15 protein-coding genes and 1 pseudogene are annotated in these 14,867 nt (G+C 31.1%); 13 read left to right on the plus strand and 3 right to left on the minus strand.

Translation table 11 applies throughout. The features are described 5' to 3' along the window. Nucleotides 1-10 precede the first annotated feature (10 nt). The 3 genes from Q6H37_RS11445 to Q6H37_RS11455 all read left to right on the plus strand — a co-directional run bounded on the left by Q6H37_RS11445 (nt 11) and on the right by Q6H37_RS11455 (nt 3,039). Nucleotides 11-664, plus strand: coding sequence for an HlyD family secretion protein (locus tag Q6H37_RS11445; protein ID WP_318742024.1), 654 nt, complete (start codon nt 11-13; stop codon nt 662-664). 9 nt (nt 665-673) lie between these two features. Next, the gene (locus Q6H37_RS11450) at nt 674-2,218 is read left to right on the plus strand and encodes a DHA2 family efflux MFS transporter permease subunit (RefSeq protein WP_318742027.1); all 1,545 of its coding nucleotides are present in this window, start codon (nt 674-676) and stop codon (nt 2,216-2,218) included. Between the two features lie 230 nt (nt 2,219-2,448). After that, entirely contained in the window at nt 2,449-3,039 is a 591-nt protein-coding gene (locus Q6H37_RS11455; protein ID WP_318742029.1) for a TetR/AcrR family transcriptional regulator, read from the plus strand. Nucleotides 3,040-3,402: 363 nt separating this feature from the next. Here Q6H37_RS11455 and Q6H37_RS11460 read toward each other — a convergent pair whose 3' ends face one another. After that, nucleotides 3,403-3,855 carry a MarR family winged helix-turn-helix transcriptional regulator gene (locus tag Q6H37_RS11460; protein ID WP_318742031.1) on the minus strand — a complete coding sequence of 151 codons (453 nt, stop codon included), beginning with the start codon at nt 3,853-3,855 and terminating at the stop codon, nt 3,403-3,405. A 151-nt stretch (nt 3,856-4,006) separates the two neighbouring features. On the opposite strand from Q6H37_RS11460, the gene Q6H37_RS11465 reads away from it, so the two are divergent. Beyond that, entirely contained in the window at nt 4,007-4,882 is an 876-nt protein-coding gene (locus Q6H37_RS11465; RefSeq protein ID WP_318742033.1) for an SDR family NAD(P)-dependent oxidoreductase, read from the plus strand. 262 nt (nt 4,883-5,144) lie between these two features. Here the strand turns inward: Q6H37_RS11465 and Q6H37_RS11470 are convergent, their stop codons facing one another. Next, nucleotides 5,145-5,708: a TetR/AcrR family transcriptional regulator gene (locus Q6H37_RS11470; protein ID WP_318742035.1), complete on the minus strand. Its 564-nt coding sequence runs from the start codon at nt 5,706-5,708 to the stop codon at nt 5,145-5,147. A gap of 311 nt (nt 5,709-6,019) precedes the next feature. Here Q6H37_RS11470 and Q6H37_RS11475 point away from each other — a divergent pair, with 311 nt between their 5' ends. From Q6H37_RS11475 to Q6H37_RS11485, 3 genes and pseudogenes are all read left to right on the plus strand, one after another. Next, entirely contained in the window at nt 6,020-7,210 is a 1,191-nt protein-coding gene (locus Q6H37_RS11475; protein WP_318742038.1) for a multidrug efflux MFS transporter, read from the plus strand. Between the two features lie 108 nt (nt 7,211-7,318). Continuing rightward, nucleotides 7,319-7,915: an isochorismatase family protein gene (locus Q6H37_RS11480; RefSeq protein ID WP_318742040.1), complete on the plus strand. Its 597-nt coding sequence runs from the start codon at nt 7,319-7,321 to the stop codon at nt 7,913-7,915. A 39-nt stretch (nt 7,916-7,954) separates the two neighbouring features. Continuing rightward, nucleotides 7,955-8,602 (plus strand): annotated as a pseudogene (locus tag Q6H37_RS11485) (MBL fold metallo-hydrolase). 223 nt (nt 8,603-8,825) lie between these two features. On the opposite strand, the gene Q6H37_RS11490 reads toward Q6H37_RS11485, so the two are convergent. Further along, nucleotides 8,826-9,131, minus strand: coding sequence for a phage integrase N-terminal SAM-like domain-containing protein (locus Q6H37_RS11490; protein ID WP_318742042.1), 306 nt, complete (start codon nt 9,129-9,131; stop codon nt 8,826-8,828). 324 nt (nt 9,132-9,455) lie between these two features. Here Q6H37_RS11490 and Q6H37_RS11495 point away from each other — a divergent pair, with 324 nt between their 5' ends. From Q6H37_RS11495 to rarD, 6 genes are all read left to right on the plus strand, one after another. Then, a complete protein-coding gene (locus Q6H37_RS11495) occupies nt 9,456-9,809 on the plus strand; it encodes a CidA/LrgA family protein (RefSeq protein WP_318742044.1) in 354 nt (117 codons plus the stop codon). Next, nucleotides 9,802-10,506 (plus strand): LrgB family protein, encoded by a 705-nt coding sequence (locus Q6H37_RS11500; RefSeq protein ID WP_318742046.1) that lies wholly within the window; start codon nt 9,802-9,804, stop codon nt 10,504-10,506. Before Q6H37_RS11495 ends, Q6H37_RS11500 begins: the two co-directional genes overlap by 8 nt. Nucleotides 10,507-10,604: 98 nt before the next feature. Further along, nucleotides 10,605-11,312: a FadR/GntR family transcriptional regulator gene (locus tag Q6H37_RS11505; RefSeq protein WP_318742048.1), complete on the plus strand. Its 708-nt coding sequence runs from the start codon at nt 10,605-10,607 to the stop codon at nt 11,310-11,312. A 131-nt stretch (nt 11,313-11,443) separates the two neighbouring features. Further along, a complete protein-coding gene (locus Q6H37_RS11510; RefSeq protein ID WP_318742050.1) occupies nt 11,444-12,022 on the plus strand; it encodes a hypothetical protein in 579 nt (192 codons plus the stop codon). Nucleotides 12,023-12,242: 220 nt separating this feature from the next. Beyond that, nucleotides 12,243-13,559, plus strand: coding sequence for a pyridoxal phosphate-dependent aminotransferase (locus Q6H37_RS11515; protein WP_318742052.1), 1,317 nt, complete (start codon nt 12,243-12,245; stop codon nt 13,557-13,559). Between the two features lie 354 nt (nt 13,560-13,913). After that, nucleotides 13,914-14,792, plus strand: coding sequence for an EamA family transporter RarD (gene rarD / locus Q6H37_RS11520; RefSeq protein WP_318742054.1), 879 nt, complete (start codon nt 13,914-13,916; stop codon nt 14,790-14,792). The last annotated feature ends 75 nt before the right edge of the window (nt 14,793-14,867 follow it).

A 14,867-nucleotide genomic window follows, 5' to 3' on the forward strand; every position in this document is an offset into this window, starting at 1 on the left:
GGTGAGAGATATGAAAGGAAAACGTAAGGTAGTAATTTTATCATTATTAGCAGCGATGATGGTTATACTCATAGGAGTAGGAGGGTACTACTGGTACAACAGCACATACTATGTTTCTACAGAAGATGCTCAGGTGACTGGTGATTTTTTTAAAGTAACACCACAGATATCTGGAAAGCTCTTGGAATTTGATGCTAAAGAAGGCGAAAGGGTAGTTAAAGATCAGATTCTTGGGCACGTTGAAGCAATTGGAGCTGGTGATTCTAGTATAGACACATCCCTTCTTAGAGCTCCCATAACCGGTATTATAATAAAAAAACAGGGTGAAATTGGTGAAATGGATGCCGCCGGATCTACACTTGCTGTACTTATTGATCCAAGTAAGCTATATATAAATGCAAATATTGAAGAAACAAAAATTAAAAAGCTTAAGGTAGGGCAAAATGTTGATATTAAGATCGATCAATATAAAGGTGAAAAATTCAAGGGCAAAGTGGAACAAATAGGATTAGCTTCTAATGCGGCATTTTCGCTGATTCCTTCAGCATCAAGCGGAACTTTTACTAAGGTTGTTGAAAAGGTTCCAGTTAAAATTAAGCTTGAAAAATATGATGTCAATCTCTTAACTGCTACTAATGCCATTGTAAAAATCCGTGTAAAGTAGGTGAGGTGAATGGAAAAGAATAAAGCAGCTTCATACAAATGGCTTATTTTAATCACTATTGTTTCCGGATGTTTTATGGTAAGTTTGGATTCCAGTATTGTAAACCTTGCAATTACTAAGATGATGACAACTTTTAATGCAACTCTTGATCAAATAAAATGGGTATTAACCGTTTATACACTAGTCATGGGGATTACAATACCAGCCAGTGGATATTTAAGCGATAGATATGGTATGAAAAATGTATTTGTATTATCAATTGTTTTATTTACTATAGGTTCATTGCTTTGCGGATTATCCTGGAATGGAACATCAATTGTTATCTCCAGAATAGTACAAGGCATTGGAGGAGGATTAATAATCCCAATAGCCAATACAATATTAATGAGTACTTTTGATAAAGAAGAGAGAGGAATGGCTATTGGAGTTATGGGTATTGCAGTAATGGCAGCTCCAGCCATAGGCCCAACTTTAGGCGGTTACATTATTGAAAACTTAGATTGGAGGCTTATCTTTTTAATTAACATTCCAATAGGAATAGCCGGCACAATACTAGCTAGCATAGTATTAAAAAATTCAGAGCATAAATCTACAAAAAATCTGGATATAATAGGGTTCATAACATGCAGTATTGGACTTGGATGCATATTATATGTGCTTGGAGGCGATAACATTGATTGGGGAGATATTAAAAACATAGTATTGATGATTATAGGCTGCTACAGTTTAATAATATTTGTTGCAAATGAGCTGATGATCTTGGAGCCAATGCTTGATTTACGCCTTTTAAAAAACTATACTTTTTGTATGAGCAACATTATTCTAAATATTGCGGTATTGGCACTTTATGGTGGTATATTTCTTGTGCCGATTTTTATGCAGCAGCTTAAAGGACTTTCACCATTTCAGACAGGCCTAGTGCTGTTTCCTGAAGCTATTGCTACGGCAGTGTCCATGGTCATATCGGGGAAGTTCAGTAATAAAGTGGACACAAGGGTAATGGCAGTTATAGCATTAATACTTCTTGCATTAAACAGCTACAGTATGTCTAAAATAACTTTGAACACTCCCAATAATGATATTACTGTACTTTTACTCTTAAGAGGAATGGGAGTAGGACTATTAATAGCACCGGTTCAGACAGCGGGCTTCAATGCAGTTTTAAAGAGGGAAATGCCTAATGCTTCGGCTATTATAAATACTATGAAGCAAATAGGCGCCTCCGTTGGTATTACTATTATAACCAGTATAATGCAGCATAGAAATACTATTAATTATGCGGATATATCTTCAAAAATAAATGCTTTTAATCCAAATAGTATTACTCTTTTAAAATTGATACAGGGGATATTTTTAGGCAGCGGGCTCACCCAAGCTGATGCTCAGGGTGCAGCTATAACTGAAGTTTATGCTGTGGTGGCAAAACAAGCTGAACTTCAGGCACTTAATGATACAATGTTTGTCATATGCATAATAAGTATTATTACCATACTCCCAACTCTATTACTAAAAGAAAACAAGGGAGCAAACGGGGAAGTGATGGAAGACTCCTAGAGGCATGAACAATTTACTAATAAAATCAAAAGAAAACTCCAGCAGGGAAAATGAACTCCTGGAATTTTTTATCGGAACAAATCTGTAAAAATATATGACCGCAGAATTTAACAGTACATGCTTTACATTCATAAATGAATATGAAAATATAAAGCTACCATATGGTAGCTACTAAACAGTACTGATTTTATTCTAAATTAGCTTTGAACGAGTATAATATGGAGGTTTGTGTGCGAAAAAAGACTTTCTTAAACTTGTATTCTGATCAGAGAACAAAAATTATAGAATCGGCATTAAAAGAATTTGCAGAGCATGATTATAATGCTGCATCACTGAATAATATTATAGCAGGTCTCGATGTTACAAAAGGCAGTTTCTATCGCTATTTTGAAGGTAAAAACGACCTATATGATTTTTTGGTAGAATATGTCACAAGCAAGAAATTCAATTATATTAATGAAGCTTTGAATATAAAATTCGGAGATTTCTTTGAGCAATTTAGGTGCATTATAACTTCATATTTGAAATTTGATTTGACTTTTCCTGTCTATGGCAGGTTTTTATTCAACGCCAAATACTTTAATAATGTCTCAAAAAGTACAGCTAATCTTTATAAAATGAAAAGTTTATTGAAAAAGGTTATTTCTGAGGCTCTTGAGACGGGAAGCTTAAACAGTATGTTTTATTTGGAGTTTATTTATATTTGTATCATAAAGCTGGCTGAAGGACTTGAAACTTATATAAGCAAACTCAACTCAGCAGATGGAGAAAAAGTTATATCGATAAGATACAGAATGCCGGAATTTAAACGCTTTCTTTAAAAGGTGCAAAAATTCTTAAGAAACTAATGGAAACAAATTATAGTTGAGATAAACTCAAAATAATCAATTCATGATATTTGAAGATAACAAAAAGTGTTTCATAATAGTAAAAACAGAGATTGGTCTTTTATGATTGCTGCAGCTCAGGCTCAGGTAAAGAATCCGAGATCAAATAAATAATAAAGTGAAAATAATATAAACATAGCTTAAAAAGCCTTATATAATAGGTATTTAAGGCTATTCAGACTACAAACAAATAAGTATTGTACTTAAAATCATTAATAATTTTAAGCACAGTACTTATTTTTATTTAAAAATCGTACTTTGAACTAAAAATAGGATACTATGAAATTCATGGTTATGCTATTTGCAATCGTGACCATTAAAATCTCTGAGCATTTCGGCAAATTTTTCGAGTTTGTAATCATCCCATTTTGAAATACGTTCATAAAATAGGGATTCTTTCTCCTTTAAAGCATCTATTGTTCTTTGTCGTCCAAGTTCAGTTAAAGATAACAGTACTCCACGACGATCATCAGGTGATGTTTCACTTTTTACATAGCCTAATTTTTTAAGTTGATTGACAAGGCGGCTAACAGAGCTCCGATCCATAGCTGTTGCTTCAGCTAAAACTGTGGCACTTGTTGCTCCAAATGAGAAAATCCAACGGACAAGCAAAAATGCTGCAGGCTGTATGGTTGAATTGAAACGTGCTGCAGTTCTAACATTAAGAGCATGTGAGGCACTTATAAGTGCATTTAATTCTTTACCTAATTTTAATTCCAATTCTATTCTTTTAATATTATTATTGTCCATATTACACCTCGACTTAAAGATTAAATTATATAATATAATGCTTGACATATATCAAACAAATAAATATACTTGACATATATCAAGTATATTTATTTGTTTATTACATGTCAAGTAAGACTAACTTATTATATAAATATTAAGGAGGATTATTATGATTACTAATCCAATAGTTGTAATAACTGGTGCTACTAATGGTCTTGGACAGCTAGTTGCAAGTAAATTAGCAAAACAAGGTGCTTATCTCGTATTAACTGCGAGGAGCAAGGATAAAGCTGAAGCGACTAAAGAATTAATAAAAAATATAGCACCAAGAGTAAAAGTAGAGTTTTTCTTCGGAGACTTGTCATTGATGAAAGATGTTAAAAAAATAGGAAATGATATTAAAGCTTCATATCCAAAGATTGACGTACTTGTGAATAATGCAGGATTACATGCCTTTGAGCAGAGAATAACTTCTGAGGGGTTTGCGGAAATGATAGCGGTGAACTACCTTGCACCATGGTTACTAACTGATATATTAAAAGAACCGTTAATAAGGTCTGGAAATGCTAGAATTGTCAACGTTGCTTCTGAGGCATCACGTAACCATGGTAAACTTAAGTTACCTGATGATTTGGCCGATATAAATACATTTACTTCTAGAGAGTCCTCTTCACTTTATGGGAAGACTAAGCTGCTCAATATTATGTTTACAGGAGAACTGGCTCGCCAATTATTAGGAACTGGAGTTACTGTTAATGCACTTAATCCGGGATTTAATGCGACAGGTCTTGGACGTGAACTATGGTTTGCTTCTGCGGTTGAGCGTATATTGAAATTTTTGCGTATAGGAGATCCACATATAGGAGCTGATATTATTACTCAATTAGCTGTAGGACCACAGTATGAAGGAGTGACTGGTGGATATTTTAATGTCGGGAATGGCAAACACATTATACCAGTGTATCCTGGAGGAGATAGCTCTATGGAAAATAAACTATGGAATTATACCAGAGAATTGTTAGAACTAAAAGATGTTATGGATTAAATTCAATATCAACAACATCAAGTATTAGCAATTGTAAGAAGTGTTTCATAATAGTAAAAAAATAGTGGTTGATCTTTTAGGATAGCATTAGTACAAGCTCAGGTAAAAAATCCAAGACCAATGGGATAAGTAAAATTAATAGTATGATTTTAATCTGAAAACTTCATACAATGAGCGGTTGGATAAAGATTATGATGATATAAAAATGATAGAGTATTGTGACTTAATTTCATTAATGATTTTAAGTAAAATACTCTATTTTTTATTTTTTTGAAAGTGATGAAATAAAGTCATCTATCATAGAGTAAAAGCTCTCATCTAAAGTTACTTTATCATTATGAAAATATCCAAATGAATATAAAGAGACAAAACCATGCAAAAGACTTCTTAAAGTTCGACTCTTATGAACCAAACAAATTTCATCCTTAATGTAAAACTTTAAAATTTGACAAATGATACGATTAGTTTCTCTTGCTAAATTAAATAACTCTGAGTTTTCAGTACTTGGAATACTCATAAAAAGTCTATAAGCGGTGGTATTTTCAAAAGCAAACTCTTTATAAATATTAGCATATTCTTTTATGGCCTCATCACCACTCTTACCAATTAACCTCTGCATTAATTTTTGATTCAATTCATTTAAAAGGTACACAGTCATCTCTATTTTAAGGCTATCCATATTAGTAAAATGGTTATATAAAGAAGGAGATTTTATATTCAATTTTTCAGCGATTTTTTGGAAAGTAAGTTGATTAAGACCAATTTCATCTGCCAAAGAAAAAGAAACCTGAATAATTTTTTCTTTGGTTAAATTTCTTTTTTGCATTTACTTCTCACCTCTATAATCTTAAGTTATAACAGTAGTTTAACATTATAAACTATATTTATCAAACTATATTTTATAATCATTAAACTACACTTCGTAGTTTACAAACTATGTTTTATAGTTTATAATCAAATTGAAGATAGCAGTAATACAACTAGCAAGAATAAATAATATGTACTTTATCATTGCCCACGTTGTTTATTAATATTTTATTACGTATTTATATGTATTGATGGCACTGTCTATATGTTAATTATTATTTAAAAAAATCTTATTAACAATTAAGTTATACAAAAGAAAGGAGTACATTTATGGAAATGTGGAGAAAAAATTTAATAGTATGTTGGTTTGGAATATTTGTGGCTGCTATAGGAATGAGTCAAATTGCACCAGTATTACCACTGTATATACAACATCTTGGAGTTCAAGATACAGCAACAATTACAAAAATTTCAGGAATTGCCTTTGGTATCACATTTATAATTTCAGCTGTTTTTTCACCAATTTGGGGAAGCGCAGCTGATAAATATGGGCGAAAGCCAATGATACTTAGGGCAAGCCTTGGTATGGCAATAACAATAGGATGCATGGGGTTTGCGCCAAATGTGTATGTACTCATAGGGTTAAGATTACTTCAAGGCGTAATTACTGGCTATAGTACAGCTTGTACTGCATTGATTGCAACTCAAACAGATAAAGAACATGCAGGATATGCTTTAGGTACACTTTCAACAGCTAGTATTGCAGGGGCTTTGCTTGGTCCAACTATTGGTGGTTTTATAGATGAGATATTAGGTTTACAAAGTGTATTTTTCATAACAGGAGCTTTACTTTTAATTTCCTTTATCACAACGCTTCTATTTATAAAAGAATCATTTGTTAGAGAAGATAAAAAGATGCTTACTATTAAAGAGGTATGGAGCACTATTCCAGAAAAAAGCTTAACAGTTACGATGTTTGTAACCTTCTTTATATTAGCTGTAGCATTATATTCTGTGGAGCCAATTGTAACAGTATATGTTAAGCAGCTATCCAATAATAGTTCACATATTGCACTTTTAGCTGGACTTACATTCTCAGCTTCAGGTCTTGCAAATATAATTGCTGCTCCAAGACTTGGAAAACTTTCAGATAAGATAGGAGCTCATAAAGTAATGTTAACATGCCTTATAGGTGCAGTGATCATTTTTATACCACAAGCTTTTGTACAAAATACTTGGCAGTTAATGGGACTTCGCTTTTTGTTAGGACTAGCATCTGCAGGGCTTAATCCATCTGTTAATATCATATTAAAAAAGATAACACCTTCTTCTCTTACTGGCAGGGTATTTGGTTTCAATATGTCAGCAGGATACTTGGGAGTATTTGGAGGTTCAGTCTTAGGCGGACAGATTGCAGGAATTTTAGGAATGCAATACGTATTCTTTGTCACAAGTGCATTGTTATTTATAAATGCAATTTGGGTCTACTTTAAGGTTTATAAAAAACTTGATTTAAATTAATAATATTATTAGATTGTTGGATGACTAATTTTTATGAAAAGTATTAAACAAATCTTATTTAATAAATAATTAATTCTATAAAAATAAAATTAAAAAGGAGATATAAATATGGAAAACCTAAAATTAAATGAAAATGAATTTATTAATGCAGAAAAAAGTGCTCTTGTACTTATAGACTTACAAAATGGAATTACATCTAGGGAAATTTCTCCTTCACCTTATACAAGTGAAGAAGTTATTCAAAATGCAAGCAAGCTAGTTAATGCGTTTAGTGAGAAAGGAGCTTTTATAGTTCTTGTAAGAGTTTCTACCATAGATGGTAAAGATATGGTTAGACCAAAAACAGATTTAAAAGTTACTGGAATGAAATATCCAGAAGGATGGGATAACCTAGTACCTGAAATAGCAGATACTAAAAATGCCCATATTGTTACCAAGAGACAATGGGGAGCTTTTTATGGAACTGATTTAGATTTACAATTAAGACGTAGAGGAATTGATACTATTATATTAGGTGGGATTTCTACTAACATTGGTGTAGACACTACAGCAAGAGAAGCATATCAACACGGTTATAATCAAATTTTTGTAGAAGATGCAATGACAGCTGTAACGAAAGAAGAACATGAGTATGTTTGTAAATATATCTTCCCTAGGATTGGTAAACTTAGAACTACAAAAGAAATAGTTTTATCATTAAAATAAAATAGAAACCAAAATATTAAAAAAGATTGGAGGACTAAGATGAAAATTAAATGGTTTGGCCAATCATGTTTTATGATAACATCTAGAAGTGGAATAAAAGTATTAACAGACCCATATAAGAAAATGTTTGGCTATAAATTGCCTGAAGAAATAGAAGCTAATATAGTATCTACAAGTCACAATCATAGTGATCATAATAATATAAATGCAGTCAGGAGCAGTTTTGTACACATAAGTGAGCCAGGAGATTTTTCAAAACATGGAATAGAAATAAAAGGTATCCAAACATTTCATGATAAAACCTCTGGATCTAAGAGAGGGAAAAATACTGTATATAACTTCAATATTGATGATATAAATATTTGTCATTGTGGTGACCTTGGACATGTTCTAAATTCTAAATAGATAGGGGAGATAGGAAATGTAGACATACTACTTCTCCCTGTTGGTGGTTTAGCCACAATTAATGCATTTGATGCTGTTCAAGTAATGAAGCAGTTGAACCCAACAATTGTTATACCTATGCACTACAGGACAAAAGCACTAGGTCTAATGGGCTATATCTTTGGTAAGGTTGATAAATTCATTTCAGTTTCAGGACTAAAAGTAAAAGAGTATGAGGAACTTGAATTAAACAAAGCAAATATTAAAGATTATTCAGGGATTGTTGTTCTTAAATATGATTAAAATTTGCTTTTGAGAATAGGATATACAGTAATTTATAAAAAATGAAGTGGGTCTATTAAGATAGAAGCTGTACAGGCTCAAGTAAAAAAATCCAAGATCATAAAGCAATAAAGCCAATATTATAAGTATAGTATAAAGAACTTTAAAAATATGGGGTATTGCAATTTAAATTACTATTGATTTAAACTGCAATACCTTCTTATTTATATTCAATAATCTAAGATTAGTTAATATTTTTATGTTTTTTACCTGGAATATAATTCTTAGGTGCATTTTTATAGCAGAAAAAACTATTAAGCTTGCTCAATGCGCAAAGTTCAACATTTAGGGTTGTTTGCTTTCTTTTTTTTATGAATACTAAATAGTCTTTATAATTATTAATAATTTCCATATTTAATTTCAAAAGCTTTTTACCACTGCTGATATAGTACCAATCAATAAATTTTTGTATACACCTTGAATATGTTTTAATTGTACTAGAACTTTTATGCTCTTTATATAATAGATAGTTTTCAAATTTTTCTAACACTTATATTACCTCCATTGTGAACAAACATTATATGTCCAAGTTATTTTTGTCTTTAAAAATTGTCCTTTCAATTAAAGCAAATAGTTTATCGACGCTTTGTTTAGAATTTTTTCTTAACAGTTTCATCTATAAAGGTCGTACCGGTCATACCAGTCATTTGTTTGAAGTTAGTTTATCACGTTTTTCAGCATATTGCAATAAATAAAAAAATATATTATTGCAATGCATTAAAAAAAGTGGTAGACTAGCATTAATATTTAAAGTGGTATGACCGGTATAACCACTGATATGTAAAATTTATATACTGATGGGCAGGTGATTTTATTGAAATATCTAATTCAATTAATGATTATTTTAATTACATATTTTATAGGACAATTATTACAAACATTATTTCATTTACCAATTCCAGGTGCTGTGCTTGGGCTACTTTTACTTTTTCTTGCATTACAAATAGGAATTATCAAAGTTGAAATGATTGAGGATGTATGCGAATTTTTGATATCAAATATGTCATTTTTATTTATTCCTGCAGGGGTAGGTTTAATGAATGCATTTGGAGTATTAAAGGGGAAATGGACAGTATTCATAGTTATTTTGATTATTTCAACAATAGTATTTTGGTTAATAACAGCGTATACAGTAAAATTTTTAAGAAAGGTGAATTCACATGAATGATATTATTAATTCTCCAGTATTTGGTGTACTAATTTCGTTAGTTGCTTATGCAATAGGAGTTTATATAAATAAAAAAACAAAACTTTCAATTTTTAATCCTTTACTAATTGCCATGATAATATTAATTTTTTTCCTAACAAAATTTCATATAAAATATGAAGCTTTTAATAGTGGAGGCCAACTTATATCATTCTTTTTGTATCCTGCAACCATTGCATTAGCTTTGCCTATGCATAAGAAGTTCACTTTATTTAAAAAAAATGCTTTACCCATACTCATAGGTATTTTGTGTGGGAATGTATGTGGTATTACTTGTATAATTTTACTTTGTAAATTATTTAATTTATCTGATGTGATAATAAAATCTTTAATGCCTAAATCTATTACTACACCAATAGGAATGGCTTTATCAAAACAATTAGGTGGATTGCCATCAATTACTGTTGTAGCAATTATACTTACGGGTGTAATCGGGTCAATTATTGGACCTTATTTATATTCAATTTTTAAAATTAATGATAAAGTTGCAATGGGAATCGCTATGGGTGCTTCTTCTCATGCTGTAGGGACTGCAAAATCTATGGAACTTGGAGAAACTGAGGGAGCAATGAGTGGTTTAACTATGGCCCTCTCGGGAATTATTACTGTTTTTTTAGTTCCTATTATGTGGAACTTATTTTTTGTATTTATTAAATAATTCTATTTAATAAGTGTAGGAGCTTGTTGAAATAATTGAAGAAATTTATAATAATAAGATAAAAGACTAGAAATATCTTATTTTGGAGGAAATTTTGAATGCTTAATACAACAAAAAATACAAAAGTATATGAAAAGGTAATAGAAAAGATTAAAGATTTAATAGAAAAAGGTGAATTGAAATGTGGAGATAAATTACCTTCTGAAAGAGAGTTGTGTGAACAACTTAATGTGAGCAGAACATCGGTAAGGGAAGCTTTAAGAGTTTTGGAAATATTAGGAATCATCAAATGCAAAATAGGTGAAGGAAATTTTATAAAAGACAGCTTTGAAGATAGTTTGTTGAAACCACTTTCCATGACGTTTATGCTTCATGGAAGCAAAACAGATGAAATTTTAGATTTAAGAAAGTTTACTGAACCTGGAATGGCAGCATTAGCAGCAAAAAACATAAATGATGAGCAGCTTCAAGAAATAGAAGAACTAGTTAATTTATTAAATAGCACAGAGAATGAAGAGGAATGTGCAGAATTAGATAAAAAAATGCATTATAAAATTGTTCAGGCATCGGGAAACTACTTAGTTTCTACTATGATGTTTGCAGCATCAACCTTGGTAGAAACATATATTGAAAATGTGTTAACCAATATGTTTCGAAATGTAGAGAATAAAAATATACTAAAAAAACAACATGAAGATATAATGCAGGCTATAAAAAAGCATGATTCTGCTGCTGCATCTATGGCTATGCTAAAGCATCTGGAATATACAGATGGTTATATTAGTAAAATAATCAAAAATAAATGATGCTGAAAAGCAAAAGCGTTGTTTATGAAACTTGATAACTATATATAGTTGAAAAAAGAATAGATGAGTTAAGAAGTTAACAGTTAACTAAGTTTTGTACAATGAACATACCGAAAGGAATGAGTATAAATATGAAGAGTGATAAAAATTTATCAGAAAATAAGAATTCAATTAGTAGATTATTGAGTTCAATTGATAATTTACTACGGGATGAGAAAGAAAGAAAATTCAGGATCAAATTAGGAAATAGAATAAAAGACTGTATTTTTACTGATGAGATTATGAATGAGTTAAATGAAAGTGATTTTTCAGGATTAATTGATGAAGAAGAAGAAATAGTATTCCTCTTTTCTATGTTATTTCCAGTATTTGTAGAGAAGGAGGGAGTTACCTTTAGATTATATAGACATAAAATTGAAGTTGATTTATCTGATGATATGAGGGATAGATATATTTATATATTTTCCGATGGCAGGTTGACATCAGGATTGTTTGAAAGTTTTAGACTTTATGATGATGAATATGTTTATGGAATAAAACGAATAATTAATGTAATTCCGCTCCTTAAAAATGCAATTAAAGAAGCATTAATTGATTTTGAAGAAAATGGAGGCCACCGTAAAGAAAAGATACAACATCTTAAAAATAAGGGTATAATAGCTAAAAAGAATTTCGATGAACTGTCTGAGATGTTGGAAAAGAATATCTAATTTTATATATGTTAATTTTACTATAAATCTTTCATTATTCTCAGTAGGAGCTTTACTTTTTGGTCAAAAAACCGTCGTACTAATTTTTTAGTGCCGCAGTACCTTCTTTTTTTATAAATTGTTTTTGGTATAAGATTGCAATAATTTGATTAAAATGTTAGTATAAATATGTATCATATATTCTGTAAATTATATTTATATTTTTTAGGAGGGGATTGTTATGAATAAACCAGTTTTATCAGCACATTTTGAATCAAGAACGCCATCAGATGTCAGATTGGCACAAATGAAGTATGATGAGCGTGAGGTTAAGCCTGAAGCTGTAATAAATGTAGGTATTGGAAATGTTTCACTTCCAACAAATCCTGCTATGAAGAAAAGAATGTTTGCACTTAATGCTCCTGAAAGCCCATTTGCAAAGGGTGTTGTAAGATATTCAGGAACTGCTGGTTTTGAAGAGTGTCAGAATGCATTTAAAAACATTCTTGCATGTGAAGGATTTGATACTAGCAAATTATTAGTTCAAGTAACAGACGGCGGATCAAGTGGTATGGAATTAGTATTACTTGGTGTTTGCGGACCTGCAGGTACTGATGAAAAGCCTTTTATGATGATAGACCCAGCATACACAAACTATATTTCTTTTGCAGAAAGAATTGGACGTAAAACGATTACTGTAAAACGTGCGTTAGGTGAGGATGGAAAGTTTAGTCTTCCAAAACTTGATGAAATCGAAGAAAATATTAAAAAGAATAATCCTGGAGCACTTCTTGTTATACCTTATGACAATCCTACAGGACAGCTTTATGACTATGAAACACTTAAGGGACTTGCTGCATTATGCGTAAAATACAATATGTGGATGGTTAGTGATGAAGCTTATCGTGAACTATACTATACAGGTGATAACAGTCTAGTAAGTATCTGGGGAATTACAGATGCAGATGTACCTGGTATAGAAGGAAGAAGAATAAGTTTAGAGACAACATCAAAGGTATGGAATGCATGTGGTTTAAGAATCGGTGCTGTAATTACTGATAATCCAGAATACCATGATCGTTCAATAGCTGAATATACTGCAAATCTTTGTGCTAATGTAATTGGTCAGTACATATTTGGAGCATTGGCACATGAAAGCAAAGAAAGTATTGCTTCATGGTGCAAGAGTCTTCGTGAATACTATAAAGATATCATATTCAAAGTATATAATGGTTTGAAGGAGCAGGAACCAGGCTTAATCGTTTCTAGCCCTGATGCATCTATATACTCAGTAATTGACGTTAGAAATGTTGTAAAACCAGGATTTGATGCAATTGACTTTGTTCTTTACTGTGCACAAAAAGGATCTGTGGACTACAAAGGAGTTCAAACAACTCTTCTAGTAGCACCTTTAAAAGGATTCTATGATATTCCAGCAGGAGAGAATAATCCAGGAAGCACTCAGTTCCGTATTTCATTCGTAGGAACTCCTGAAGACATGATGAAGGTTCCTGAGTTATTTGTTAAACTTTTAAGACAGTACGAAGCAAGCCGTTAATATAACATATAAATAAAAAAACATATTTTTCCCTCAGACTAAGTTAAGTCTGAGGGAATTTTTGGTGTTCAGAAAATTTAAAAGATAACTGTATAAAAATGATATAGAAAATTGTAATTTATAATTTAAAATTTAAAATCTAATATTTATACAAAAACTTTACATATTTAATGTATAAATATTAGCTTGTGAATTATAAGTAGAAAATAATAACTTATGAAAAAAAAGAGATTTAGTGTATAATGGAAAAAAGGTTTGACAAACAGAAGTTAATAGTGAAAGTTGTCAGAAAAGATTAGTAGTAGTATATATACTTTTAAAGGTAGAAAACATATGAAAAAGGGAGGAAGATAAATGCGTAACGAAAAGACAGTTGGTGTGATATATGCAGTTGCAGCATATACATTATGGGGTGTTTTGACTATATATTGGAAGCTGATAGATGGTGTATTTCCAATAGAGATTTTATCCAACAGAATTGTATGGGCTTTTGTATTTACAGTTGCAATTATTGCAGTAACTAAACAATGGGGAGAGTTAAAGCGTATAGCCAAGGATAAGAAGCAAATGCTTTATATTTTTATTGCATCTATTCTCATTGCTTTTAATTGGGGATTATACATTTGGGCTGTTAATTCAAATAGGATTATTGATGCAAGCTTAGGATATTATATTAATCCATTGGTTGTAGTAGCTCTAGGAGTGGTTATTTTCAAAGAAAAGTTGAATTTGTGGCAGGGAATTGCCCTTTCTACTGCTTTTTTTGGAGTTATAATTAAAACATTTCAATATGGTAAAATTCCATGGATTTCACTAGGACTAGCTATTTCCTTTGGATTATATGGTGCAATGAAGAAGTTTGTTAAAGCTAATTCTATAGTTGGGTTAACTTTGGAGACAACCATGATAACTCCAATTGCAGCAGCATATATAGCATCAAGGCAATTTAGTGGAGTAGGTGCTTTTGGGAGAGAAAGTGCAGCAGTAATATTTCTACTTATAGGATCTGGGGTAGTTACAGCTGTTCCACTGCTGCTTTTTGCAAGTGCAGCAAGAAGATTACCTTTGTCAGTGATTGGATTTACACAATATATTTCGCCAACCATAAGCTTGTTTATTGGAATATTTATGTATCATGAAGGTTTTACAAGCATAGATATGATAAGTTTTGTATTTATATGGTCAGCATTAGTGATGTATTCTCTTTCACAAATGAATTTAAATAAAAATTGATAAACTATATATCCAATTAACACAGAATGTAAAATTGTATGTATTCAGTATTCTATGTTGTAGTATGAGGTGAAT

It is taken from the genome of Clostridium sp. JS66, from assembly GCF_033561535.1.
Taxonomy (GTDB): Bacteria; Bacillota; Clostridia; order Clostridiales; family Clostridiaceae; genus Clostridium_AM; species Clostridium_AM carboxidivorans.